Source organism: Deinococcus humi (genome assembly GCF_014201875.1).
Taxonomy (GTDB): Bacteria; Deinococcota; Deinococci; order Deinococcales; family Deinococcaceae; genus Deinococcus; species Deinococcus humi.
The window spans coordinates 154655-178192 of record NZ_JACHFL010000008.1; the positions used below are offsets into that span (position 1 = coordinate 154655).

The 23538-nt window shown below is 65.3% G+C and carries 23 protein-coding genes; 8 read left to right on the plus strand and 15 right to left on the minus strand.

The features are described 5' to 3' along the window. Window positions 1-67 precede the first annotated feature (67 nt). The 8 genes from HNQ08_RS15580 (at window position 68) to HNQ08_RS15615 (ending at window position 9327) form a co-directional block, all read left to right on the plus strand. Window positions 68-1054: an ABC transporter permease gene (locus tag HNQ08_RS15580; RefSeq protein WP_184134004.1), complete on the plus strand. Its 987-nt coding sequence runs from the start codon at window positions 68-70 to the stop codon at window positions 1052-1054. After that, entirely contained in the window at window positions 1051-3009 is a 1959-nt protein-coding gene (locus HNQ08_RS15585) for a dipeptide/oligopeptide/nickel ABC transporter permease/ATP-binding protein (protein WP_184134006.1), read from the plus strand. The genes HNQ08_RS15580 and HNQ08_RS15585 overlap by 4 nt, the downstream gene beginning before the upstream one ends. 40 nt (window positions 3010-3049) lie before the next feature. Beyond that, window positions 3050-4030: an oligopeptide/dipeptide ABC transporter ATP-binding protein gene (locus HNQ08_RS15590; RefSeq protein WP_184134009.1), complete on the plus strand. Its 981-nt coding sequence runs from the start codon at window positions 3050-3052 to the stop codon at window positions 4028-4030. Window positions 4031-4084: 54 nt separating this feature from the next. Next, a complete protein-coding gene (locus tag HNQ08_RS15595; protein ID WP_184134011.1) occupies window positions 4085-5368 on the plus strand; it encodes a family 4 glycosyl hydrolase in 1284 nt (427 codons plus the stop codon). After that, window positions 5365-6057, plus strand: coding sequence for a 6-phosphogluconolactonase (locus HNQ08_RS15600; protein WP_229790073.1), 693 nt, complete (start codon window positions 5365-5367; stop codon window positions 6055-6057). Before HNQ08_RS15595 ends, HNQ08_RS15600 begins: the two co-directional genes overlap by 4 nt. Beyond that, window positions 6054-7034 (plus strand): N-acetylglucosamine kinase, encoded by a 981-nt coding sequence (locus tag HNQ08_RS15605; RefSeq protein WP_229790072.1) that lies wholly within the window; start codon window positions 6054-6056, stop codon window positions 7032-7034. Before HNQ08_RS15600 ends, HNQ08_RS15605 begins: the two co-directional genes overlap by 4 nt. A 40-nt stretch (window positions 7035-7074) precedes the next feature. After that, window positions 7075-7926 (plus strand): MOSC domain-containing protein, encoded by an 852-nt coding sequence (locus HNQ08_RS15610; protein ID WP_184134014.1) that lies wholly within the window; start codon window positions 7075-7077, stop codon window positions 7924-7926. 78 nt (window positions 7927-8004) lie between these two features. Next, entirely contained in the window at window positions 8005-9327 is a 1323-nt protein-coding gene (locus HNQ08_RS15615) for a beta-N-acetylglucosaminidase domain-containing protein (protein ID WP_184134016.1), read from the plus strand. 65 nt (window positions 9328-9392) lie between these two features. Here the strand turns inward: HNQ08_RS15615 and rplQ are convergent, their stop codons facing one another. The 15 genes from rplQ to secY all read right to left on the minus strand — a co-directional run bounded on the left by rplQ (window position 9393) and on the right by secY (window position 23537). Beyond that, window positions 9393-9743 (minus strand): 50S ribosomal protein L17, encoded by a 351-nt coding sequence (gene rplQ / locus HNQ08_RS15620; RefSeq protein WP_184134019.1) that lies wholly within the window; start codon window positions 9741-9743, stop codon window positions 9393-9395. Window positions 9744-9795: 52 nt separating this feature from the next. Beyond that, a complete protein-coding gene (locus HNQ08_RS15625; protein ID WP_184134021.1) occupies window positions 9796-10812 on the minus strand; it encodes a DNA-directed RNA polymerase subunit alpha in 1017 nt (338 codons plus the stop codon). Window positions 10813-10823: 11 nt separating this feature from the next. Next, on the minus strand, window positions 10824-11444 hold the full coding sequence (rpsD, locus tag HNQ08_RS15630; protein ID WP_184134032.1) for a 30S ribosomal protein S4: 621 nt from the start codon (window positions 11442-11444) through the stop codon (window positions 10824-10826). Between the two features lie 163 nt (window positions 11445-11607). Continuing rightward, entirely contained in the window at window positions 11608-12003 is a 396-nt protein-coding gene (gene rpsK, locus HNQ08_RS15635) for a 30S ribosomal protein S11 (protein WP_184134035.1), read from the minus strand. 3 nt (window positions 12004-12006) lie between these two features. Then, window positions 12007-12387, minus strand: a complete 381-nt coding sequence (gene rpsM / locus HNQ08_RS15640; RefSeq protein ID WP_184134044.1) for a 30S ribosomal protein S13 — start codon at window positions 12385-12387, stop codon at window positions 12007-12009. Next, window positions 12387-12503, minus strand: coding sequence for a 50S ribosomal protein L36 (gene rpmJ, locus HNQ08_RS15645; RefSeq protein ID WP_039682902.1), 117 nt, complete (start codon window positions 12501-12503; stop codon window positions 12387-12389). The genes rpsM and rpmJ overlap by 1 nt, the downstream gene beginning before the upstream one ends. A 98-nt stretch (window positions 12504-12601) precedes the next feature. Next, on the minus strand, window positions 12602-12844 hold the full coding sequence (infA, locus tag HNQ08_RS15650) for a translation initiation factor IF-1 (protein WP_029476435.1): 243 nt from the start codon (window positions 12842-12844) through the stop codon (window positions 12602-12604). A 170-nt stretch (window positions 12845-13014) separates the two neighbouring features. Next, window positions 13015-14214, minus strand: coding sequence for a VWA domain-containing protein (locus HNQ08_RS15655; protein ID WP_184134047.1), 1200 nt, complete (start codon window positions 14212-14214; stop codon window positions 13015-13017). 55 nt (window positions 14215-14269) lie between these two features. Then, window positions 14270-16465 (minus strand): DUF5682 family protein, encoded by a 2196-nt coding sequence (locus tag HNQ08_RS15660; RefSeq protein ID WP_184134049.1) that lies wholly within the window; start codon window positions 16463-16465, stop codon window positions 14270-14272. 439 nt (window positions 16466-16904) lie between these two features. Beyond that, a complete protein-coding gene (locus HNQ08_RS15665) occupies window positions 16905-18008 on the minus strand; it encodes an ATP-binding protein (protein ID WP_184134052.1) in 1104 nt (367 codons plus the stop codon). Window positions 18009-18035: 27 nt separating this feature from the next. After that, complete coding sequence (locus HNQ08_RS15670; protein ID WP_184134054.1) at window positions 18036-18482, minus strand: hypothetical protein; 447 nt, start codon at window positions 18480-18482, stop codon at window positions 18036-18038. Further along, window positions 18479-20017: a DUF5691 domain-containing protein gene (locus HNQ08_RS15675; protein ID WP_184134057.1), complete on the minus strand. Its 1539-nt coding sequence runs from the start codon at window positions 20015-20017 to the stop codon at window positions 18479-18481. Before HNQ08_RS15675 ends, HNQ08_RS15670 begins: the two co-directional genes overlap by 4 nt. Next, the gene (locus HNQ08_RS15680) at window positions 20014-21315 is read right to left on the minus strand and encodes an SWIM zinc finger family protein (protein WP_184134059.1); all 1302 of its coding nucleotides are present in this window, start codon (window positions 21313-21315) and stop codon (window positions 20014-20016) included. The genes HNQ08_RS15675 and HNQ08_RS15680 overlap by 4 nt, the downstream gene beginning before the upstream one ends. Window positions 21316-21440: 125 nt before the next feature. Continuing rightward, window positions 21441-22034: an adenylate kinase gene (locus HNQ08_RS15685; protein ID WP_184134063.1), complete on the minus strand. Its 594-nt coding sequence runs from the start codon at window positions 22032-22034 to the stop codon at window positions 21441-21443. A 162-nt stretch (window positions 22035-22196) separates the two neighbouring features. Continuing rightward, window positions 22197-23537 carry a preprotein translocase subunit SecY gene (gene secY / locus HNQ08_RS15690; protein WP_184134065.1) on the minus strand — a complete coding sequence of 447 codons (1341 nt, stop codon included), beginning with the start codon at window positions 23535-23537 and terminating at the stop codon, window positions 22197-22199. Window position 23538: the final 1 nt, after the last annotated feature.

The window sequence follows — 23538 nt, forward strand, 5'->3', positions numbered from 1 at the left end:
CGTGGCGGTTTTTCGTTCCTGCGTTCCCGGAATGACCGCCCCTCGCCGCCGATCCGAGGAGGTCAGCATGCTCTATCTGCTCAGAAAACTGGGCATTTTCGTCTTTACCCTGTGGGTGGCGGCCACCCTCAACTTCATACTGCCGCGCCTGGTGCCGGGCGATCCAGTCAGCGTGATGCTCGCCAAGTACCAGGGCCGCCTTGACCCCTCGGCGGTCGACGCGCTGAAGATCGCCTACGGTCTGAACGATCTGGGCAGTCCGATGTCGCAGTATTTGAGCTACCTGGGGGGCCTGCTGCGCGGCGATTTCGGGCGCTCGATCAGCCTGTTTCCCACGCCCGTGATCGACGTGATCCGTATGGCGCTGCCGTACACGCTGGGGCTGATCGGGGTGACCACCATCATCTCTTTCGTGCTGGGCAGCGCTCTGGGCCTGTACAGCGGCTGGCGGCGTGGGCGGGCCGTGGCGGACAGTCTGACCCCCGCAGCACTGTTTCTGAACGCCATGCCGTACTTCTGGTTCGGGCTGATCCTGCTGTACATCTTTGCCTTTCAGCTCCGGTGGTTTCCGCTGAGCGGCGCGCTCGATCCGTTTCCCGGCAACACCTTCAGCGCGGGGTGGTGGGGTTCGCTGCTGCGGCACGCGGCGCTGCCGGTGTTTACCATTCTGGTCACCTCGGTGGGCGGCTGGCTGATCACCATGCGCAACAACGTGATCAACGTGGCCGGGGAGGACTATCTGGCGTTTGCGCGCGCCAAGGGCCTGACCGAACGCCGCATCATCACCCGCTACGTCCTGCGGAACGCGCTGTTGCCCAGCTTCACCGCCTTCGGGATGGCGCTTGGCTTCGTGGTGGGCGGCTCGATCCTGACCGAGATCGTGTTCTCGTATCCGGGGTTGGGCTTCTACCTGTACCAGTCGGTGACGAATCTGGATTATCCGCTGATGCAGGCAATCTTTTTCTTTATCGCGCTGGCGGTACTGCTGGCCAACCTGCTGGTGGACTTCGTGAACGTCATTCTCGATCCGCGCATCCGCGAGGGCCGGGCGTGAGCGGCCTGCGCCGCTTTCTGGGCCAGCCGCGCAGCGTCTTCGGGGCGGGCTTCCTGTTGCTGCTGCTGCTGGCGAGCCTGTGCGCGCCGCTACTTACACCCTACGATCCGAATTCGCTGGAATTCGCTCCCTTCCTGCCGCTCTCGGCGCAGCACTGGTTGGGCACCACGGCGCTGGGGCAGGACATCTTCGCGCAGTTCATCTACGGCGCGCGTCTGACCCTGCTGGTGGGCTTCGTGGCCGGGCTGATCGCCACGCTGCTGAGTGTCACCTTCGGGCTGGCCGCCGCCTACCTGGGCGGCTGGGTGGACGAGGCCATCAACACCCTGATCAACGTCTTTCTGGTGCTGCCGGGGCTGCCGCTGGTGATCGTGGCCAGCGCCTTCCTGCGCGGCGGGGGCGTGTGGCCCGTCATTTTGGTGATCAGCTTCACCGGCTGGGCCTTCGGGGCGCGGGTGCTGCGGTCCCAGGCGCTGGCCCTGCGCGAGCGCGACTTCGTGCAGGCGGCGGTGGTCGCGGGCGAGGGGCCGGGCCGCATCATCTTCCGCGAGATGCTGCCGAACATGGCCGGCCTCATCGCCGCCAACTTCTTCGGCGCGGCGCTGTACGCCGTGCTGTCCGAGGCCAGCCTGTCGTTTATCGGCGTGGGCGACGTGTCTCTGGTGACCTGGGGGACCATGCTGTACTGGGCGCAGGCCAAGGGCGCGCTGCTGCAGGGTGCGTGGTGGTGGGTGGCGATGCCTGGACTAGGGATCGCCCTGCTGGGCACGTCCTTTGCGCTGCTGAACTTCGCCATTGACGAGATCAGCAATCCCAGACTGGGAGGCAGCAAATTCAGAAAGCCGGCCCGCCACCGGCCCGCCCAGGCAGCGGCCGCGGGCAACCCCGACACCCTCCTGAGCATTCGTGAGCTGAACGTAGGCTACCTGAACCCCGGTCCCACGGTGCGTGCGGTGCGGGACGTGTCCCTGGACGTGCGGGAAGGCGAGCTGCTGGGCCTGGCCGGAGAATCGGGCTGCGGCAAGAGCACGCTGGCCTTCGCCGTGACGCGGCTGCTCGATCCTCCCGGCGCGGTACTGGGCGGCTCGGTGCGCCTGGCCGAACACGATCTGCTGGGGCTGTCCCCTGAAGAATTGAGGCGGGTGCGCTGGAAGGAGTTCAGTCTGGTGTTCCAGGCGTCCATGAACGTGCTGAATCCGGTGCTGAAGGTCCGCGAGCAGGTCTATGACGCCATGCAGGCGCACGGCGTCACGAACAGGCAGCAACTTGACGCCCGTGCCCGTGAACTGTTCGATCTGGTGGGCATTCAGGCCTCCTACCTGGACGCCTACCCACACCAGCTCTCCGGCGGCATGAAACAGCGCGTGGTGATTGCCATCGCACTGGCCCTGGAGCCCAAACTGATCGTGATGGACGAGCCGACCACGGCCCTGGACGTGGTGGTGCAGCGGCAGATCCTGCAGGAGATCAACGACGTGCGCCGCCGCCTGGGCATCAGCATCATCTTCATCACCCATGACCTGTCGCTGCTGGTGGAGATGAGTGACCGGGTAGCGATTATGTACGCGGGCGAGGTGGTGGAGCTGGCCCCCGCGCATCAGCTCTACGCGCACCCGGCCCATCCGTATACGCAGCAACTGATGAACTCGTTTCCACCGATGACCGGGCCGAGAACGCGCCGCAGCGGCATACCCGGCAAGCCGCCATCCCTGAGCGCAGAGATCGTCGGCTGTCCCTTCTTCGAGCGCTGCGCCAGACGCATGCCTGGCGTGTGCGACGTCAAACCCCTTCAGACCTTCACCGTCGCCCAGGAGCAGACGGCGGCCTGCTTTCTGTACGATCCCACGGTCTCGGCCGCGCTCAAGGAACAGACCATCCACGACAGCCCGAACGCCGCCGTAGACCTCAAGCTGGAGGTGAGCCGTGAGCCAGCCCGTAGCGTCAACCTCAACTAACGTTCTGCCTCCCCACGGGACTCCGAACACGCTGGAGATCGTGAATCTCCGCAAAGTCTTCGGGGCACGCGGCCGGTCGGGCGGCGTGGTGGCCGTCAACGACGTGAGCTTCTCCATCGCACGCGGCGAGGTGCTGGGGCTGGTGGGCGAGTCGGGCAGCGGCAAGAGCACTATCGCCCGCCTGATCGCCCGCCTGCATACCCCCACTTCAGGTGAAATCCGCCTGAATGGCCAGCCGGTGCCGCGCCGGCTGGGAGGACGCGCCCTGAAGAAGGTGCGCAAGAACGTCCAGATGATCTTTCAGGACCCGTATGCCAGTCTCAACCCGGTGCATCCGGTGGCCTACACGCTGAAACGGCCCCTCCAGATTCACGGTCTGGCGCGCGGCCATACGGAGGCGGAGGTCAACGCATTGCTGGAACGGGTAGGCCTGTCGCCCGCCAGCACCTACGCTTCCAAACGTTCCTTCGAACTGTCTGGGGGCCAGCGTCAGCGCGTCGGCATAGCCCGCGCCCTGGCTGCCCGCCCCGAACTGATCCTGGCCGACGAGCCGACGTCGGCGCTGGACGTCTCGATCCGTCTGGACGTGATGAACCTGATGCTGGATCTGAAGGATCAGGAGGGGCTGAGCATGCTGTTCATCACGCACGATCTGGCCGGGGCGCGGTACATGTCTGACCGCATTGCCGTGCTGTACGCCGGAACGCTGGTGGAACTCGGCCCCGCCGTGGAAGTGATTGACCGCCCCCAGCACCCCTACACCCAGTTGCTCAAGAGTGCCGCCCCCAAACCCGACGCGGGACTGGTGCCGGAACAGATTGAGGCGCGCGGCGAGGTGCCGGATCTGAAGACCCTGCCGCCCGGCTGTCCATTCGAGCCGCGCTGCCCTCACGCCCTGCCCGAATGCCGGGATGGTTTGCCGAAGATCTACGACGTGGGTCAGGGCCATACGGCGCGCTGCATCCTGCACGATCCGGCCATTCAGGCGCGGCGCGGGGGCGTGGTGGGCGCGGGGGATTAAGCGGCCTCCAGCACCCCCCGACACGCCGTCACCCCATTTCACAAGGACATGCACATGGCCCAGGTCAAACTCGCCTACATCGGCGGCGGCAGCACACGTGGCCCCGGCACCGTCGCCTCGTTCATTCGCCAGGCCGCGAACTTCGCCGGTTCGGAAATCGTCTTGCACGACCTGAATGAGGAAAAACTCGATCTGGTCTGCCGCCTGGCCCGCAAGATGGCCGCCGCACAGGGCGCCGACCTCAAGATCAGCGCCACCACCGACAGAAAGGCGGCGCTGGACGGCTGCGACGGGGTGCTGTCCAGTTACCGCCCCGGCGGTTTCGAGGCGCGGCATCAGGATGAACGCATTCCGCTGTCTCACGGGGCCATCGGTCAGGAAACGCAGGGGGCGGGCGGTTTCTTCATGGCGCTGCGGGCAGTTCATGTGGCCCGCGGGCTGGTGCAGGACATGGAGGCCATTTGCCCGGACGCCCTGCTGTTCAACTACACCAATCCCGTGAATATCGTGGCGCAGGCGGTGGCCGATCACTCGCCGGTTCGCGTGGTGTCGCTGTGCGAGGGACCGCTGGTCTTTCCCGCCGAGCTGGCCGAGCTCGTCGGGCTTGACCCCGACAGGGTGCGTGCCGTGATGCTGGGTCTCAACCACGCCTGCTGGAGCGCGGAGGCGGAATACGACGGTCAGCCCATGCTTCCGGTCCTGGCACAGAAGCTGGAGGGGGGCATCCAGGACGACTGGACGCGCCGCTGGGTGGAACTGGCGGTCACCATGGACAGCCTGCCTGCCTCGTACATGAAGTACTACTACTTCGAGCAGGAAATGCTGGCCGAACTGAGCGCCAGATCCACCACCCGCGCACAGGACATACTGGCGGACGTGCCGAGCTACTGGCAGCATTACGCGGAGCAACTGGACGCCCCGAATCCGACGCTGGAACCGCAACTGTCACGCGGCGGCATCTTCGAACTGGAAGTGGCGGTGGACGTGATGGACGCCGTGTTCAACGACCGCCATGAGGTCTGGCCGACGAATGTGGTGAACGGCGGCGCCATCGCCGACTTTCCCGATTCGCAGGTGGTGGAGGTGCCGTGTCTGGTGAACCGCCAGGGCGTGAGGCCCGTCGCCGGCTACCGGGTGCCCCCGCCCGTCCGCGGGCTGCTCTCGGCGCTAGGTGAATACCAGCAGCTCGCCGCCGACGCTGCCTGGGACGGCACGCGGCGACAGGCTATCCAGGCGCTGACCAGCAACCCGCTGGTCCGGACGCTGCCGCTGGCGCAGACGCTGTACGAGGCCCTGGCGCACGCCCACGCTCAGCATCTACCGGAGCGGCTGTGGTGACTGGCGTGAGCCTCCAGCTTCAACCGAACCCGGAGGGGCTGGCCCAGGCTGCTTCCGACTTCATCTCGGAACAGGTCAGGACGAAACCCGATCTGAGCATTCTGGTGGCGACGGGCCACACGCCGATGCCCACCTACGCGGAACTGGCGCGGCGGGTGGAGGCAGGTGAGGTGGATTTCAGCCGCGTCACCGCCGTCCAGCTCGACGAGTACCTGGGCATTGATGACGACGATCCGCGCAGCCTGTGGGGCTGGATGCGGCGCTCATTCGTGCAGCCGCTGGGCATCACGCGCACGGTTCGGCTGAAGAATCCCCATCAGTTCGAGGCAGCGATCCGAAATCTCGGCGGGCTCGATCTGGCCATTCTGGGGCTGGGGCCGAACGGACATCTGGGATTCAACGAGCCGCCGAGCGCCATGGACGCGCCGACACGCACGCTGGAGCTGACGCCCGCAAGCCTGGAGAGCAACCGCGCCTACTGGGGTGAGCTGACGGTGCCGGCGGGAGCCATCACAGCGGGGATGAATCTCATTCTGGCAGCGCGCCAGACCCTGCTACTGGTGAGCGGGGTGCGCAAGCGGGGCATCCTGCACGCCACGCTGGAGGGACCGGAAACACCGGAGGTGCCCGCCTCCTTCCTGAGACGCACGGCGCTGACCGTGATTGCGGACGGGGCCGCCTGGACGTGAGCGAACTGGTGTTGGGCATCGACGCAGGGAACACCAAGACCATTGCGCTGATCGCCGACACCTCGGGCACGGTGCTGGGCTGGGGCCGCGCGGGGCGCAGCAACATCTACGTTCAACGTGCCCGCGCCCTGGCCGCGTTGCAGCGTGCCGTCGCGGTGGCCAGGACTAGCGCGGGGCTGGCCGACCGGCCTCTCGCCGCCCTGACCCTCAGTGCCGCCGGGGCCGACTGGCCCGAGGATTTCGATGTTCTGGCGGGCGAACTGAAACGCTGGCGCTGCGCCGAACGGTCATCCGTGGTCAACGACGCTGTGGGAGCGCTGCGGGCCGGTTCTCTGCGCGGCGCGGGGGTCACGGTGGTGTGCGGCACCAGCGCTGGCATTGCCGCCCGCTCGCCCGGCGGCGCGGTGTGGCACACCAGCTACTGGCAGGAGCCGGAAGGGGCCGATGAGCTGGCGGCCAGGGCCCTGCGCGCCGTCTACCGCGCTGAACTGGGCATCGACCCGCCCACAGCGCTGACGGCGCCCTTGCTGTCCTACTTCGGCTGCCCGGATGTGGAGGCGCTGCTGCACTCGTTGACCCGCCGCGATCGTCGTCCGGTCCAGCATCTGGGCCGTCTTGCACGGATTCTGCTCGATCAGGCCGATGCAGGGGACGCCACCAGCCTGGGGATCGTGCGTGAACACGGCGCGTCGCTGGGCGATTATGCGTTGGCCGCCGCCCGCAAGGTGGGATTGGGCGGCGACTATCTGCTGACCACCTCCGGGGGGGTGATGCGCCACCGGTCCCCCATTTTGCGAGAAGCCCTGATGGAGCGGGTGCGTGGCGAGCATCCGCACGTGCGGTGGCAGGCCAGCCACCATGAACCCGTCTTCGGTGCCGTGCTGCTGGCCCTGGAGACGGCAGGCGTGACCGTAAACGAGGCCGTGTTCCGGCGGCTGGAGGCGACCTGCCCGGACGCAGCGCTATTCGTGACCTGACCTTCCCTCAAATCGACAAGTTCAGCTCGACAAGGAGCCCATGCCCACCCTGACCGTCAGTGCCCTGTACATCTATCCCATCAAATCGGCCGGCGGCATCTCGCTTCTGCATTCTGGAATCGGGCCGCGTGGCCTGACCCATGACCGCCGCTGGATGGTGATCGACGCGGCGGGACGCCCGGTCACCCAGCGTGAGTTCTCCAGCATGCGGCTGATCGAGGTGGCGCTGTCAGACGCGGGCCTGCACGTCACCGCGCCCGGCAAACCCGTGCTGACGGTGCCGTGGCAGCCCCAGGGCGGGCGGCAGACGGTGGACATGTGGGGCGATCCCCTGAGCGGCGTGACCGTCTCGGCAGAGGCGACCGCCTGGATGGGCGACGTCCTGGGCGGCGACTTCGATCTGGTCTTCCTGCCCGACGATGTCCAGCGCTGGCAGCCCGCTGACCGACCCTACGGCTCCCTGTTGAGCTTCGTGGACGGCAATCCCGTTCACCTGATCAGCGAGGCGTCAGTGGCCGACTTCAACCAGCATCTGTCACGCCCGGTAGGGCACGCCGAGTTCCGTCCCAATCTGGTGATCCAGGGCAGCGAGGCGTACGCGGAGGATTTCTGGCGGCGCATCCGCATCGGCCCAGATGACGCGGACGCCGTGGCCTTTGAAGTGGTGGAAAGCTGCGCCCGTTGCGTCATCGTGAATGTGCAGCCCGACGGCACGCGCGGGGCCGAGGCCCTGCGGACGCTGGCGCGGGTGCGCCGTCAGGGCAAGGCCGCCGTGTTCGGGCAACACCTTGTTCAGGACGCTCCGTATGATCGGCGCACAGGCCAGCTCCGCGTGGGTGACGTGGTGGAGGTCATCGCCGTGGATGCCACGGTCAACCCGGTCTACGGGTGAGGGCGGGCGATCTCATATGCCCAAGCCCTTAAGCTGCCCGCCGTACCACAGTCAAACGATGCAACATCAGGAGGTCCGATGAGCACCATGTCATTTCTCGGCGTGATCGAGGGCTTCTATGGCCGTCCCTGGACCCCGGCGCAGCGCGAACGCCTGTTTGAACGCATGGCCGCCTGGGGGATGGACACCTACCTGTACGCCCCGAAAGACGACCGCTGGCACCGTCAACAGTGGCGTGAACCCTACCCTGAAGCTGAGGCGACAGCATTACACCAACTGGCTGCCGACGCCCGCCAGCACGGCATCCGTTTCGTGTACGCGCTGGCCCCGGGTCTGGACTTGAACTGGGCCGACGCGGAGGACCGCCGCGCCCTGGCCGAAAAGTTCGTCAGCGTCCAGCGGCTGGGCGTGGAGCATTTTTCCCTGCTGTTCGACGACATCCCCTACGCCACAGATCGCGCCGCGCAGGCGCGCGAGCAGATTGCCGCCACCCACCACGTCATAGACACGCTCTGGCCAGACGGTCAGACGGGGCAGTTGCTGTTCTGTCCCACCGAATACTGCGGTGATCGTGCGCAGCCCAGCGTGGCCGGATCACTGTATCTGCGCGTCCTCGGCGAGGGCCTGCGTCTCGGCGTGGAGATCCTGTGGACCGGACCGCAGGTGGTCTCCACCGAGATCAGCGTCCAGAGCATTCTGGAGGTGAACCGGACGCTGCGCCGCCGGGTCCTGATCTGGGACAACCTGCACGCCAATGACTACACCCTGCACCGCCTGCACCTGGGACCCTATGTGGGCCGGCCACCCGAGTTGCGTGACCATGTGGCGGGCCTCCTGAGCAATCCCAACAACCCGCTGGAAGTGAATACGCCGGGGCTGTTCAGCCTGGCAGACTATGCCCGTGGTGCGTCCGGCTGGACGCCACAAGCGTCACTGGACCGCGCTCTGGAAGTGTGGTTGCCGGAGTTCACCACGTCTGCAGCCCAGCCTGTGACTCTGGAGGATCTGCGGCTGGTCGCTCATACCCTGTACCTGCCGGGTGGGCTGGGACCACAGGCGTTCCGCCTGCTGGACATGGCGCGGCGGCTGGTGGACCCGCTCTCAGACGCGCAGACCCGGGAAGCACTGGTGAACGATCTCCGGGCCGCCCGGCACCGGGTCGCGACAGTGCTGCATGCGTTAGAGGCTGGCCCCAACCGCGAACTGCTGTTTGACCTGCACCCCTATCTGGTGGACGTGATGGAGGAATTGCAACGCCTGATCGTGGGGGCCACCCAGCGGGGCGACGACGATCCGCAGGCGTTCGGATACCGCGGCAGCCTCGCTGACCACTTGATGACCTTGGGCTGGAAAGAGGAGTGGGAATCAGGACACCGCCGTCGCGGGACGTCGCCCTTCTGAATACGAAAAGCCCCTGCTCAGGGCAGGGGCTTTCAACTCGGGCTGGACTGAGAACAGCTAGATCCTCAGACCAGTTCGATCAGGGCCATCGTGACGCCGTCACCGCGACGGGTGCCGACACGTAGGATGCGGGTGTAGCCACCGGGACGCCCGGCGTACTTGGGAGCCACTTCATCCATCATCTTGCGGACAACGTCGTTGTCGTGGATGTCGCGGGCCACCAGACGGCGGGCGTGCAGGTCGCCGCCCTTGGCGGTGGTGATCAGTTTCTCGACGTAAGGGCGCAGCTCTTTGGCCTTCGTGAGGGTCGTCTGGATGCGGCCCTCGCGCAGCAGCGCCGTCGCCTGGGCACGGGCCAGGGCGGTGCGGGCACTGCTGTTGCGGTTGAGCTTGCGTCCGGCTTTACCGTGGCGCATGGGTGTTCTCCTTCAGAACGCGGCCCCCGCTGTGCAGAGGCCGGAAAATGGCTTAGTCGCGCAGCGCCAGCCCGAACTGGGCCAGTTGCTGCTTGATCTCGTCCAGGCTGCGCTCACCGATGCCGGGCACCTTTTTCAGGTCACGGTCCGAGAGCGCGCACAGCGCATCCACGCTATCAATTCCCTCTTCCTTGAGGGAATGCAGCACGCGGGTGGTCAGGCCCAGGCCTTCCAGCGTCACGCGCGGCGAATCCATCTCGGCGGGGTAGTCGCCGGGATTCAGATTCAACGTGGCCGGGCTGGTGGGCGGCAGATCGTACACGCCGGGCTGCGGCATGACCGGGGCGCTGGGCGTGTAGACCGGCTGCTGGCTGAACTCCGGGGTCAGGGCAGGCAGGGTTTCCACGTTGCCGAACACGTTAAGCTCGTCGCGCAGAATCTCCACGGCCTTGTCCAGGGTGTCCTGCGGGCCAGTCGAACCGTCGGTCCAGACGCGCAGGATCAGACGGTCCAGGTCGGTCTGCTGACCCACGCGGGTGTTCTCGACGTGGTAAGCCACGCGGCGAACAGGGGAAAACACCGCGTCTACCGGGATCGAGTTGATGCGGTCCTTGGTGGCGTGCTTGTCAGCGGGAACGTAGCCCTCGCCTTCTTCCACGCGCACTTCCATGACCAGCTTGCCGTCCTCGGCCAGGGTGGCGATCACCAGATCGGGGTTGACGATCTCGGCGTCGCTGGGCACCTCGAAGGCGCTGGCCTTGACCACACCCTCGCCTTGGGCACGCAGGGTCAGGGTCTTGGGACCGGGAGCGTGAAACTTCACCACCAGTTCCTTGAGGTTGAGGATCATCTGAATGACGTCCTCCTTGACTCCAGGAATGGTAGAGAACTCGTGCAGCACGTCTTCGATGTACACGCTGGTGACAGCCGTGCCGGGGATCGAGGACATCAGGATGCGCCGGATGGGGTTCCCGATGGTGACGCCGTAACCGCGCGTGAGCGGTTCCAGGACGAACTCGCCGTAATCGCCGTCCACGCGGGCTTTAAGTTGAGGGCGCTTTTGATCCACTGGGGCCTCCGTTAACGCGAGTAGTACTCGATGATGAAGTTCTCGTTGATCGGCAGCGCCAGGTCTTCACGCGCCGGGAGGCGGGCGAAGGTACCGGTGAAGGTTTCGGGGTTCAGTTCGACCCAGGGGGCGACGCGGCGACGCTTCTGCGCTTCCATGTTCTCCTGGATAAAGCCCATCGAGCGGCTGCCCTCGGCCACGACGATCTCGTCGCCGACTTTGACGCGGTAGCTCGGGACGTCGACCTTCTTGCCGTTCACGAGAATGTGACCGTGGCCCACGAACTGCCGGGCCTGACGGCGGGTGCTGGCAAAGCCCATGCGGAACACGACGTTGTCCAGGCGGCGTTCGAGCAACTGCAGGAACACGGTGCCGGTCACGCCGGGAACGTTGGAGGCTTCGGTAAAGAGGTTGCGGAACTGCTTCTCGCCCATGCCGTACAGGCGGGAGAGCTTCTGCTTTTCACGCAGGCGCACGCTGTAGTCGCTGGGGCGTCCGCGACCACGGCGCTGGCCGTGCTGACCGGGCGCATAGGGGCGCTTGTCCAGGTACTTCTGGACTTTCTCTGTTTCCGCGAGGTTAATGCCCTCACGGCGACTCTGTTTGGTAATCGATCCACGGAAACGACCCATTTATTGATCTCCTTGGTACGGCCAACCCTGCTGGTCAACCGGGTCTGCGGCCCTCTGTTGCCCGCCGCCATCGCTGGTGGTTGCAGCTTCAGCCCTGTGTCTGAATACACGAGGACAGCGGCGGCGGGACAGGTGGGCGCGCGCGAAAACGCTAGGCCCGCACTTAAGCGCGGAACTTTTTCTTGGGACGGCAGCCGTTATGAGGCACAGGAGTGTCGTCCATGATGGACTTCACTTCGATGCCGCTGGCCTGAATGGCGCGGATGGCCTGTTCACGGCCCGAGCCGCTGCCCCGCACCACCACGTCGACGATGTTCATGCCGAAGGTCTGTTGGGCCTTCTTCACAGCGTCGGCGGCAGCGAGCTGAGCCGCGTAGGGCGTGCCTTTCTTGCTGCCCTTGTAGCCAATCGTCCCGCCGCTGCTCCAGGCGACAGAGTTGCCGTCCAGGTCAGTGATGGTCACAATCGTGTTGTTGTAGCTGGCATGCACGTAGGCGCGGCCAGCGCTGATGTTGCGCCGGGCGCGGCGCGGGGTCTTGCCCTTGGTAGTCTTAGCCATGGCTTACTTCCTCGCGGCCTTTTTCTTGCCAGCCACAGTCTTGCGCGGCCCCTTGCGGGTGCGGGCGTTGGTCTTGGTGCGCTGACCGCGCACGGGCAGGCCGCGGCGGTGGCGCAGGCCACGGTAGGCACCGATGTCCATCAGACGCTTGATGTTCTGACCGACTTCGGAACGCAGGTCGCCCTCCACCTTGTAGGTCTTTTCCACGGCGTCACGCAGGGTGGACTGATCGCCTTCCGAGAGATTCTTGACGCGGGTGTCAGGGTTGATCCCAGTGCGTGCCAGAATTTCCTTGCTGCGGGTCAGGCCGATGCCGTAAATGTACGTCAGCGCGATTTCAACACGCTTTTCGCGGGGCAGGTCGACGCCTGCAACGCGGGCCATCAGCCCTGCCTCTGCTTGTGCTTGACTTCCTTGCTGCAAATGACCAGCACCCGTCCGTGACGGCGGATCACCTTGCAGCCGTCGCACATTCTCTTGACACTGCTGCGAACTTTCATGCTTCCTCCTCGCGCCGCCTGCTGTTGCATTAGCAGCGCTCGACCCCTGCCCACGCTCCCGTGCGCCGAAATCTGTGGTGTTGCTCCCGGTCTGCCGGTCAGCGGCGGTAGACGATGCGCCCGCGCGACGTGTCGTACGGGCTGATTTCCAGAACCACACGGTCACCAGGCAGAATACGGATGTAGTGGATCCGCATTTTTCCGCTGATGTAGGCCAGGATGTCGTGTCCCGTATCAAGCTTCACGCGAAAGGTGGTATTCGGCAATGCCTCTTCCACCACGCCCTCGGCGCGTACGGTATCCGACTCTTCCTTCTTCTTCTTTTCCCGCTGTTCCGGCATTCTTCGTCTCGCCACGCAACCTCCAGGCCCAATGCAAGCCAAACGTAAAGTTATCACGCCGATAGGGACCTGAACAAGCTGTGATGACAATCTCTTGAGTGAGGAACGGTCCTCTGGCTGCTATGTCCGATATTTTAGGACATCAGGCTTTCAGACGGCAAGTCACTCCTTTACCCGGCGGTCCCGCCCCTAGTGACGATGCCGTGCGTTCCGGCCCACGCCGCCACATCATCACCGCGCATGGCCGCCGCCATCAGGCCAGGAAAATGATCGGGAGTGCAAGCAAAAGCCGGGATGCCCAGCCCAGCAAAAGCTCGCGCAACACCGTGATCGTAGCTGGGAGCGCCGTCATCGCTCAGGGCCAGAAGAGCGATCACAGTGACACCGGCGTCCTTGAGAGTGCGGGCGCGGGCCAGCATCTCGCGCTCGTTGCCGCCCTCGTAGAGATCGCTGATCAGCACGAGGATGGTCTGTTCTGGGCGCCCAATGACCCCTTGGCAGTAGGCCAGCGCCCGATTGATGTCGGTGCCGCCTCCCAGCTGAATGCCGTACAGCACGTCTACCGGATCGCTCAGGTTCTCTGACAGGTCAGCGACCTCGGTGTCGAACACCACCACGCGGGTGCTGACGGCGGGCAGGCTGGCGAGCACCGCGCCAAACACGCCCGCATACACCACGCTGCTGGCCATACTGCCCGACTGGTCCAGACACAGCACGATGTCGCGCAGGCTGCGGCGTTTGCGCCCGTACCCGATCAGCCGTTCGGGAATAATAATGCGCTTCTCGGGCAGGTAGGTTCCCAGGTTGGCCCGGATGGTGGCGTTCCAGTCGATCTCCGGAGCACGTGGACGGAAGTTGCGTTCGGCGCGGTTGAGGCTGCCGGTCACGGCAGCGCGGGTGGGTTCTTCCAACCGCTTCATGAGGTCATCCACCACCCTGCGCACCACGGCGCGGGCGGCATCCTTGGCTCTGGCCGGCATCACGCCCTTCAAGGTGAGCAGCGTGCCCACCAGATTCACGTCTGGCTCGACGTTCTCCAGCATCTCGGGCTCGAACAAGAGTTGCGTCAGGTTCAGGCGTTCAATGGCGTCCTCCTGCATCACGCGTACCACGTCACCAGGAAAGAACTCGCGCAGGTCTGCCAGCCAGCGGGCCACTTTCGGAGCACTTGCGCCCAGCCCACCACGCCGAGAACCTGTGGACGCGTCGTAGAGGCCGCCCAGCGCGTCGTCCATACGTCTGTCCTCAATGGACAGGTTCAGCTCTTGGCCCTCCCCGCTGACGCCATCGGCCTCGCCACCGCCCAGTACGAGTCTCCAGCGGCGCAGGCGTTCCGGGTTGGGGGGTATTGGTCCAGTGGAATCGCTCATGTCGGTAAACCCCTCAGTTGGCTGGTCCGGACAGATCTCAGGTGATACGAACCATTCATTCGCGCACACCCAGCAACCGCAGCACCACGGGCACGACGCGCATGGCCCGTTCCTCGTCCATCTCTTGGATAACCTCCCCTCTCTCCCGCCCACCGCCGCGCAGGGCCTCACCGATGGCGCGGCGCTCAGGTTTCTCGTAACGGGCGAAGACGCGGCGCAGCAGGGGCAGGGCTTCCTGAAAAGCCTCCCTTTCCAGGGCGGTCAGCCAACCGTCTAGCAGCTCCAGCAGGACCGAATCGTGCAGCAGCAGCGCCGCACTGTGGCCAAGGAAACCGTCCAACCACGCCGTCACGTCGCCGGGGCGCTGGGCCCCCAGGGCCAGCGACACGCGCCATTCAATTTCCGTGACGTCCAGCTCGCCGCTGTCGCGCAGGCGGCGCACGGCGTCCCCATTGAGCAGCGGGTGGGCTTCCGGCCGATCTGCCAGATGGAGCAGGGCGGCCCGCCACTCGGCCAGTGCATCCGGTGCGTCCAGCAGGCGCACGCTGGCATCTCCGGCGTCCACTGCGCGTTGCAAGGCCTGGGCCGCGTCCCCAGCCAGTCCGATGGCAGCGTTGGGCAGGCCCACACAGGCACGGGTGAGCAGGGTGCGCAAGACACGGGCCGGGGCCTCATTCGCGGCGGTCACCACGCCGCCCCGTCCGCGCACGTCACCGTAACGAGCCAGCCGCGCCAAGGGGGCCAGTGCCAGCAACAGATCGGTCACGTCTGCCCCCACCGCCGCGCGGGCGTCCAGGGCATCCAGCGCGGCGGGCAGGGCGCCCGGCAAGTCGGCGTAACGCACGGCTTCCAGCAGCGTGGTCAATTCCGATAGAGCCGTTCCAGTCCGGGCGGCCTCAATCGCCTGCGCCCCCGCCGCATCCGCCACCGTCTGCCCGTACCGGCTGGCCTGCACCAGCCTCACGCTGAATTCGGGCTGCCAGGCCAGTGTCCAGGCTTCCTTAAACGTGCCGCGCCCGCTGGCAGACCGCTCCTGCGCCCAGGGGATGCCCAGCAGATTCAGGCGGTGAAACAGCGCGCTGCGGGCCAGATCATGGTCCTGGCGAAGATCGAGCGTCAGTTCCTGCTGTTCGGGTTGCACCTTCAGGCGCAGTGTTCTCTGCTGGCGGGCCAGATCCTGCGCCAACGGCACAGTCGGGGTGTCAGATGGCACCTCGCCCAGCGCCTCGCCCACGATGAGCTGGCGCTCAATCAGGCGCAGAGGTAAGTCGCTGTCCCAGCCGAAAACACTCAGGGCTGCCTCGTTCAACTCGTCCAGACCGGGCAAGGCTCGCCCACGCAATCCGGCCAGGGTGTTCGCCAGGCGCGTCGCCTCAATCACGCTGGCGCTGCTGGCTTCCAGCTTCTCAGCGCGCAACAGCTGCGCCGTCCGCGCGAACCACTGTTCGGTGACGTGGTGCTGCGTCGTGAACAGATGGTGGTAATAGCCCGGCGAGCGCACGCCAGCACCGTAGCCGCTGTGCATCGACAGCCGGCCATGCGTCCACGGCACCCAGGTCAGCATGACTTTGGCCCTAGGCAGCCCCTTGAGCAACGCCGCATCGTCCTTGACGGGATACGCTTTCAGGTCTTCCAGCCTAGGCGCGTGCCACGCTCCGCAAACCACAGCGATGTTCTGAAACCCGTCCTTCTGCGCGGCCCGGATAATCTGCCGCATGTGGGCTTCCCGCTGGGCCTCGTGGCCCACTGCCATGGGAGCATCGGCCCGCACCGCCGCCATGACTTCCAGCACTGCCGCGAACACGTCGCCGCTGTCACCTCGCGCCTCCACCAGCGTTTCCCACCAGCGTTCAAAGTCGGTGTACCCAGCCGCCTCGGCCAGAACGCGCAGGGGATCGGTCTGGAGGTCAGAATCAACCTCATCGTCGCGTTCAAAACCCAGTGTTGCACTGGCGGGCAGGTCCATAAAGCGGGCGGCCACCCCCGAGCGCGCCGCCCACTGAAACGCCACATATTCCGGACTGAAGGCAGCGAAGGGCCAGAACGACGCGCGGGCCGGATTGTCGCCCACATAACCCAGCAGCGCCACGGGAGGCTTGAAGTCCTCGCGCGCCAGAAAGGGCAGCACGGGGTTCGCGTCCGCCGGGCCTTCCACCAGCACGATGTCCGGCTTCACCGTCTCCAGCGCCCCTGCCAGCGAACGCGCCGAGCCAGGGCCGTGGTGACGGATGGGGAAAATGGAGAGGTTCAAGGGAAACTCCTATGCTATGGAAGCAACGCGACTGTACGAACGGTTGATCGTCAGACAGGCAAACAATAAAGAACAAGACTTCAATTCATTGAACGCCACAGACCCTTTGAAAGTAGCAGTAAAAATCTCAATAATTCCCGGTTTTTTCGCTTATCAGAAGGTAATCCTCGAGTAGACAATCCACATCTTGTGGCAGAGGCGCTTCCAAGCCTCTATCTCTTCTTGTGACTATTCCTTGTGTTCAATTAATCCAGTTAACGCCACTGCAAGAGCCTGTTGAAGCCATTACGGCTATGCAGTTTATGGAAAAACACGGCACATACTTGGGAAGTCAATAACCCCGGTGAACATCCCAGAAAGTACAGCTCCGTCAGACCCTATGCTGCCGTACGGGCTTTTCAAGCGTCACATGAAAAAGCTGTGACTGTGCCTCACCCGCTCAACTCACCGCCCGGCATGCCTTGTACAAGTCGCGCCAGTCTTCTCTTTTCTTCGCCACGGTTTCCAAGTATTCGCGCCAGACCACGCCGTCCTGCACCGGGTCTTTGACCACCGCGCCCACCAGACTGGCAGCCACATCGGCGGCGCTCAATTCACCATTGCCAAAATGGGCGGCCAGACTCAGACCGTGGTTGACCACGCTGATGGCCTCGGCGGTGGACAGCGTGCCGCTGGGGGCTTTCAACTTGGTTTTGCTGTCCTCGGTAGCCCCACTCCGCAATTCACGGAAGATGGTCACGATGCGGCGCACTTCGTCCAGGGCCGGCGGTGCGGCAGGGATCTGGAGGCTGCCCGCCAGCTGGCTCACGCGCTGCACGACGATCCTGACCTCGTCTTCCAGGCTGTCAGGCACGGGCAAGACCACGGTGTTGAAGCGCCGCTTGAGGGCGCTGGACAGGTCATTCACGCCCCGGTCCCGGTTGTTGGCGGTGGCGATCAGGTTGAAGCCGAGCGTGGCCTGAACCTCGGTGTTCAGCTCCGGCACGGGCAGGGTCTTCTCAGATAGGACGGTGATTAACGTGTCCTGCACGTCGCTCTGCACGCGGGTCAGTTCCTCCACGCGGGCCAGCTTGCCCGTTCGCATGGCGCGCATAATCGGGCTTTCCACCAGCGCCGCCTGACTGGGACCTTCGGCGATCAGGCGGGCGTAGTTCCAGCCGTAGCGGATGGCTTCCTCGCCTGTCCCCGCCGTGCCCTGCACCAGCAACGTGCTGTCGCCGGAGATGGCAGCGGCCAGATGTTCGCTGACCCAGCTCTTGGCCGTACCCGGCACACCGATCAGCAACAGGGCGCGGTCCGTAGCCAGGGTGGCGACCGCAATTTCCATCAGACGGCGGTCCCCGACATACTTGGCCGTAATCTCGGTGCCGTCCTTCAACTGGCCGCCCATCAGGTAGGTCAGAACCCCGTGTGGGCTGAGGTTCCACTGCGGGGGCCTGGGCCGGTCGTCCTGTGTGGCCAGGGCGGAGAGTTCGTGGGCGTAGGCTTGCTCGGCGTGCTGGCGCAGAACTTCGGGGGCAGCATTGTGGACAGATTGGGTCATTGCGTCTCCTTGAGGACAGGGAAAAAATCAGCGTTCCAGCGCCGTGCGAACCGGGCCGTCGGGAATCATCATGGTGGCGTTGCCGCCGTACTGCACGCTCAGCGCTCCGTGATAACGGGTCACCCCACCCATCCTGGCCAGCGGGAGGTGAAAACTGCCCTGAGCATTGACGATATGCAGCGTGCCACTCTCTTGATCCAGCCGGAATTCGATCACGCCGCTGTTGCGGGCGGCCATCAGGACCTGGCTCAGGCTGCGGCGGGCGTTCCACCACACCAGCAGGCCGAGCATGGCAGCCGCCAACAGAAAGAAGACGTTGTGGAAGTACACGGTCCAGATCACCCCCACCACGCTCAGCAGCGCCAGGGCGATCAGCGGGCCGCGCAGGATGCGGCGCTGCATCTGGCGGTACACGCTGGCGGCGAGCAGTTGGCCGTCGGGCGAGGCCCAGTCCACGGATTGCCGAATGGTCATGGTGTCCTCTCTGCCGCAAAATCCGTGTGCATCCGTGCGCGTAGGTCCAGAGTGGCGTACAGCGTATCCAGGGTTTGCCGGGCGTATTCGGGGGCGTCGTCGGGCAGCGGGGCCGGACGGCGGGCGTCCGGGGCGGCACAAGTTCGGGCCAGCTCCAGCACACCCATCCAGGCGTGGTCCCAGCTCGAATTCTTCTCATGGACTGCGTAGGGTGACTCGGCCCTCTCAATGACCCGGCGCAGTCGAGTCATCACCTCATGGCTCAGGGCAGCGGGCCAGGGCGCAGGCAGCCTCCTGAGCAGGTCCAGCGCAAGTTGCGAGTGGTGGTCTTGCAAGGCACGGTGCAACTCGGCGTCCCGGCGGTCAGGCCTCACCAGAGCCAGCAATTCGGACCGCCAGTGCTGGAAGTTGCCGTTCAGATGTGGAAGCAGCAGCTCGGCCAGTTCCGCCGAGCCGTCAGCTGCCGGGTGGAAAGACGACGTGAACATGGCGCGTATCAGTTCGTCCACGGCGTCAAATTGCACCGCCAGTTTCACCAGTTCGGCGGGGCTCGACTCCAGCGCGGTCATCAGCACCGCCGGATGGGCGCGGTTCAATACTGGGCGCAGATGCTCGGCGGGGTGCTTCACGGTTTCCAGGCCATCGCGCTTCGCATCTGCGTCGGGGACGTCCGACAGGGTCAGGGGGTATTTGCGCTGTCCCGTCAGTCTACCCAGCAGCCCCGCCTGTTCCTGGCCCACCAGCGCCCGGATGCGGGTGGCCATCCGGGCGTTGTAGGCGCTGTGTGGCAGGCGCTGAAGCAGACGCCGGGCGTTATCGCGCACGTCCTCACTGCGGTCAGACAGGGTTTCTTCCAGCAGGGGTTCCAGCCCGGCATCCGCCGCGTCCCAGGTCTGTGTCAGTGCCTCCAGCAGTCGTCTCCGAACGCCCGCCTTCTCGGTCCTGAAGTGCGTGGTCAGGAAGGCGCGGCCTGCGTTTGGAGCCTCGGCCCGCAGCGTGCGGAACAGGGCCTCGCGGCCCGCCTCGGTAGCGGCATCCCACGCCTCCTCGTCCAGCGCCGCGCCAATACGTTCCAGACTGTGCATCCAGCGCCAATGATCGGAGAACTGGGCCAGCCAGCGCCCTCGTTCGCCCAGCACCGGGCGCAGCGTGTCGCGCAGCTCGGCATTCACCGCTGCGCCCCAGTCCAGCAGCTCGGGCAGGAAGGCGTGTGGCACCCGCCACCCCGCTGCCGCGCAGAGGGCCAGCCATTCTGCCAGCACGGGCGAGTGGAGCAGGTGGGGCAGGTGCCGGGTCACACGCGGCGGCGCCTCGGACCGGGTTTCAGCGGGGGCCAGTTCAGGCAGGGGTGGCGCGGGTTCGGGGCAGCGGCCAGCACGGGCGGCCAGTCCAGTCAGCGCGGCGCGGACCAGCAGGGTGGCCTCGGCGTCATCCCGTCGGATCCGGTTCAGGGCGTCTGCCAGCGGTGTTCCAACGTGTGGAGGCAGGGAAGCGCGCGCCGTTCCCACCATGGCCGTTGCCAGCAGGCTGTTCATGACTGGCCTCCTGGCGAGACAGGCCAGAAGTTCAGCGGCATGAGGATCAGGCCGTCCCATTCACCAAACAGACAGACGGGTTCACCTCCACTTTCGGCCAGCAGTCGCAGGAGTGGACGCTCGTCGCCGGCCAGCGGCAGGCTGCCACCCCGCCCGTCCACCACAAGCCAGGGACCACCGGGCCGCACCTGCACCGGCCCCAGCAGGTACGCCGCCCGCTCCAGCCAGGGATTGCGTGCCACAGCGTCGGCGTGAGCGGAGAGCATGCCGTTCAGATCAAGGGACGGAGGCAGACTGTCCAGCGCCCCACTCTCGCCTGGCTCTCCCTTCAGCACCGCCCGCTGTGAAAACGAGGAGGGTGCAAAGACCACTTCGGCATCCACGCTTCTGCCCACGGGCAGCCCGGGCGACAACGGACGGCCACCCGGCGCAAAATCCAGCAACAGGGCACATTGACTGCCGTTGTGAAGCCAGGTCCGGCGCACGGTTAATGCGTCTTCCTGAACCGTGATGTGACCCAGCACGTTCCAGCGCGCCCGGATGCCTTCCGTCTCAAGCAAAGCCAACGTATTGAGCGGGAAGCCCAGGGCAGAGCGCAAATCTGCCCGCTCCTCCTCACTGAGTGCCTCTCGGTTGACCCAGCCCTCGGCCAGCAGCGTCAACTCCCCCAGGTGATCCAGCAGCGCGGCGGGGTCACCCAGCAGTTCGGGAATGCGCGCCACCCGTCGCGCCGCCCCCGGGGCCTGCGCATCCATCAGCCGGGCCGCCTGCGTGTCCCAGTCACCGTAAGGCCGCGAAGCTGCCGAGGCCAGGCCATCCCGTACCAGATCCTTGAGGAACAGGTGCAGGCCCTCCAGCCCCGCCGTGACCTTCTTCTCACGGGCGGCGCGGCGTCTGACCTGGGCGCTGGGATCGGCTTCTTTCCGGACAGCCACCTCGTCCACCCGCTCGGCCTTCTCGGCCCGAGCCTGCCGCCCGGCCAGCCAGCTCTGAAGACTGTCGGGCGCGGCCTGGGCACCAAAGTCGGAGATATGGGAGGCGTGCAGCAGCAACAGCGCCAGCCCGTGTTTGCAGGGAAACTTACGGCTGGGGCAGGAACATCTCGTTACCGGACCGCTCAGGTCGACTGCGGTCAGATAGGGTGTCTTGCCGCTGCCCTGGCATTCCCCCCACAGCACGCCTTCCAGCGCATTTAGGCTGGGCCATTTGCCCGGAGTAGCGAGTTTGCGAGCATTGGACGCGCTCCCCACGTCGGGGGCTAGGGCCAGGATGATTTCGGGACTCAAGGCCTGAGACAAATCATAAGCTCCTTATTCTGCTATTGACGTAATCGTAACACATGCACGTTGCTGTGGCAAGCCTAGGGCAGCCAAAAGAAAAGGCCGCAGGCGTTTCCGCCCCGGCCACCCTGCTCCCGCAGGTTTTACTTCATCCCTTCCAGAATGCGTCCGTACACCTCATCCATGCTGCCCACGCCGTCCACACGCTTCAGGTGACCGCGGGCGCTGTAATAGTCAATCAGCGGCTGCGTCTGCTCACGAAACACGTCCTGGCGTTTGCGGGCTACTTCCTCGGTGTCGTCGCTACGGACGGCCTCGCCCCGCGCAGTGGCCTGCCGCCCGCGCTCGACAATGCGCTCGATCAGCAGTTCGTCGGGAACTTCCAGCAGAGGGACGTGGTTGACCGGCGCGCCCATTTCCTCGAGCAGAACGTCCAGTTCCTCAGCCTGGGCACGGGTGCGCGGGAAGCCATCGAAAATGACGCGGACGCCTTCCATGTCGGCCAGACGATCCCGGATCAACGCGATCAGGATGTCGTCGGGAACGAGGTGCCCGGCGTCCAGCATGGGCTTGATCTGCTGGCCCAGTTCGGTGCCGCGGCCCACGTGATCGCGTAGGATATCCCCGGTGCTGATCTTGACCAGCCCCTGTTCGGCGGCCAGACGCTCGGCCTGTGTGCCCTTCCCGGCACCGGGTGGCCCCAGAAAAATAACGACTTTGTTTTTCGGTTGGGTCATTGGTTCCTCCGTAAGTGAAATGTCAGTTTAGCGGCAGTTCCATGCCCTGCCTCTCCCCTGCCCAGCCCACCCGCGTTCCCGTGCGGGTAACGGTAAAGAAGCTACACAAAAACGAAGAGCCGCCCCCGAACAGGCAGGCGGCCACTCTTTACAGGCAGGACTTCAATTGTTCAGGCGTCCGCGGATGCGTCCCTTGCTGATGAAACCGTCGTAACGGCGCACAGTCAGCTGGGCCTCGAGTTGCTTGAGGGTTTCGAGCGCCACACCCACGATGATCAGCAGACCCGTTCCCGAGAACTGGAAAGTGGTAATCCCAGTGACGCGCTGCACGATCTGCGGGATGATGGTCAGCACCACCAGGAAGATCGCGCCCCACAGGCTCAGGCGACTGCTGATGCTGCCCAGGTACTCACTGGTGGGCGTGCCGGGCCGGACGCCAGGAATGAATCCCCCGGCCTCGCGGAGTTGCTCGGCAATACGCTTGGGATCGAACTGCACGCTGTTGTACAGGTACGTGAAGCCGAAGATCAGCGCCGCTTCCAGCAGGATGTATAGGGGCTGCCCGAAGACCAGATTGGAGCTGATCCAGGCATTCACGCCGGGAGCGCGGGTCGCCGTGGCGCTCGCGATCAGGTTGGGAATGATCAGCATGGCGCTGGCGAAGATCACCGGAATGACCCCGGCCTGGTTGACCTTGATCGGCAGCCAGGTGGCCTGCCCCGCACCGCGTCCAGTTGAAGCCGAACCGGCAGCGGCGGCGGGGGCCCCACCCCGCGCCCGCGCGTAGGTGACCGGCACACGCCGCTCTCCCTGATACACGTACACGATGCCCGCGATGGTTACCAAAATGATCGCGATGAATGCCAGCAGGGAGAGCAACTGCACCTGATCGGTGCGGAACAGTTGCGCGGTGGCCGCGATCTCACGCGGATACGCCGCGATGATGCCCGCCGTGATGATCAGCGAGATGCCGTTGCCCACGCCCACTTCGGTAATGCGCTCGCCGATCCACATGGTGAAGGCGATGCCCGCCACCTGGGTCAGCACCATCACCAGCACCGTGAACAGGCCCGGTGTCCAGCCCACGGCGACGTACGCCGGGTTGCTGGTCACGAACAGCGAGAAGAACAGCGCCTGCACCGCGCCCAGGCCCACCGCCGAGTAGCGGGTGAACTGGTTGATCTTCTTGCGCCCCTCCTCCCCTTCCTTGGACAGTTTCTCCAGGGCCGGGATGGTGGTGGTCATCAGCTGGATCACGATGCTGGCCGTGATGTACGGCAACACCCCCAGCGCGAAGATCGAGAACTGCGAGAGATTGCCTCCCGAGATCATGCTGATCAAACCAAACAAGCCACCCGAGGTGGCGTTGCTCAGCGCGGCGGTATTGACACCTGGGGTGGGAATGGCGCTCCCCAGGCGGTACACCGCCAGCAGCAGCAGGGTGAAGACAATCTTCCGCTGGAGATCCGGTATCCGGAACGCGTCGCGGAAGGCGCGCAGCATG

What these genes read in the sequence shown, in the direction of transcription:
- HNQ08_RS15580 (WP_184134004.1), top strand. Translation starts at nt 68, where the DNA reads ATGCTCTATCTGCTCAGAAAACTGGGCATTTTCGTCTTTACCCTGTGG.
- HNQ08_RS15595 (WP_184134011.1), top strand. Translation starts at nt 4,085, where the DNA reads ATGGCCCAGGTCAAACTCGCCTACATCGGCGGCGGCAGCACACGTGGC.
- HNQ08_RS15610 (WP_184134014.1), top strand. Translation starts at nt 7,075, where the DNA reads ATGCCCACCCTGACCGTCAGTGCCCTGTACATCTATCCCATCAAATCG.
- HNQ08_RS15615 (WP_184134016.1), top strand. Translation starts at nt 8,005, where the DNA reads ATGAGCACCATGTCATTTCTCGGCGTGATCGAGGGCTTCTATGGCCGT.
- rplQ (WP_184134019.1), bottom strand. Translation starts at nt 9,743, where the DNA reads ATGCGCCACGGTAAAGCCGGACGCAAGCTCAACCGCAACAGCAGTGCC.
- rpsD (WP_184134032.1), bottom strand. Translation starts at nt 11,444, where the DNA reads ATGGGTCGTTTCCGTGGATCGATTACCAAACAGAGTCGCCGTGAGGGC.
- rpsK (WP_184134035.1), bottom strand. Translation starts at nt 12,003, where the DNA reads ATGGCTAAGACTACCAAGGGCAAGACCCCGCGCCGCGCCCGGCGCAAC.
- rpsM (WP_184134044.1), bottom strand. Translation starts at nt 12,387, where the DNA reads ATGGCCCGCGTTGCAGGCGTCGACCTGCCCCGCGAAAAGCGTGTTGAA.
- rpmJ (WP_039682902.1), bottom strand. Translation starts at nt 12,503, where the DNA reads ATGAAAGTTCGCAGCAGTGTCAAGAGAATGTGCGACGGCTGCAAGGTG.
- infA (WP_029476435.1), bottom strand. Translation starts at nt 12,844, where the DNA reads ATGCCGGAACAGCGGGAAAAGAAGAAGAAGGAAGAGTCGGATACCGTA.
- HNQ08_RS15655 (WP_184134047.1), bottom strand. Translation starts at nt 14,214, where the DNA reads ATGAGCGATTCCACTGGACCAATACCCCCCAACCCGGAACGCCTGCGC.
- HNQ08_RS15665 (WP_184134052.1), bottom strand. Translation starts at nt 18,008, where the DNA reads ATGACCCAATCTGTCCACAATGCTGCCCCCGAAGTTCTGCGCCAGCAC.
- HNQ08_RS15670 (WP_184134054.1), bottom strand. Translation starts at nt 18,482, where the DNA reads ATGACCATTCGGCAATCCGTGGACTGGGCCTCGCCCGACGGCCAACTG.
- HNQ08_RS15675 (WP_184134057.1), bottom strand. Translation starts at nt 20,017, where the DNA reads ATGAACAGCCTGCTGGCAACGGCCATGGTGGGAACGGCGCGCGCTTCC.
- HNQ08_RS15685 (WP_184134063.1), bottom strand. Translation starts at nt 22,034, where the DNA reads ATGACCCAACCGAAAAACAAAGTCGTTATTTTTCTGGGGCCACCCGGT.
- secY (WP_184134065.1), bottom strand. Translation starts at nt 23,537, where the DNA reads ATGCTGCGCGCCTTCCGCGACGCGTTCCGGATACCGGATCTCCAGCGG.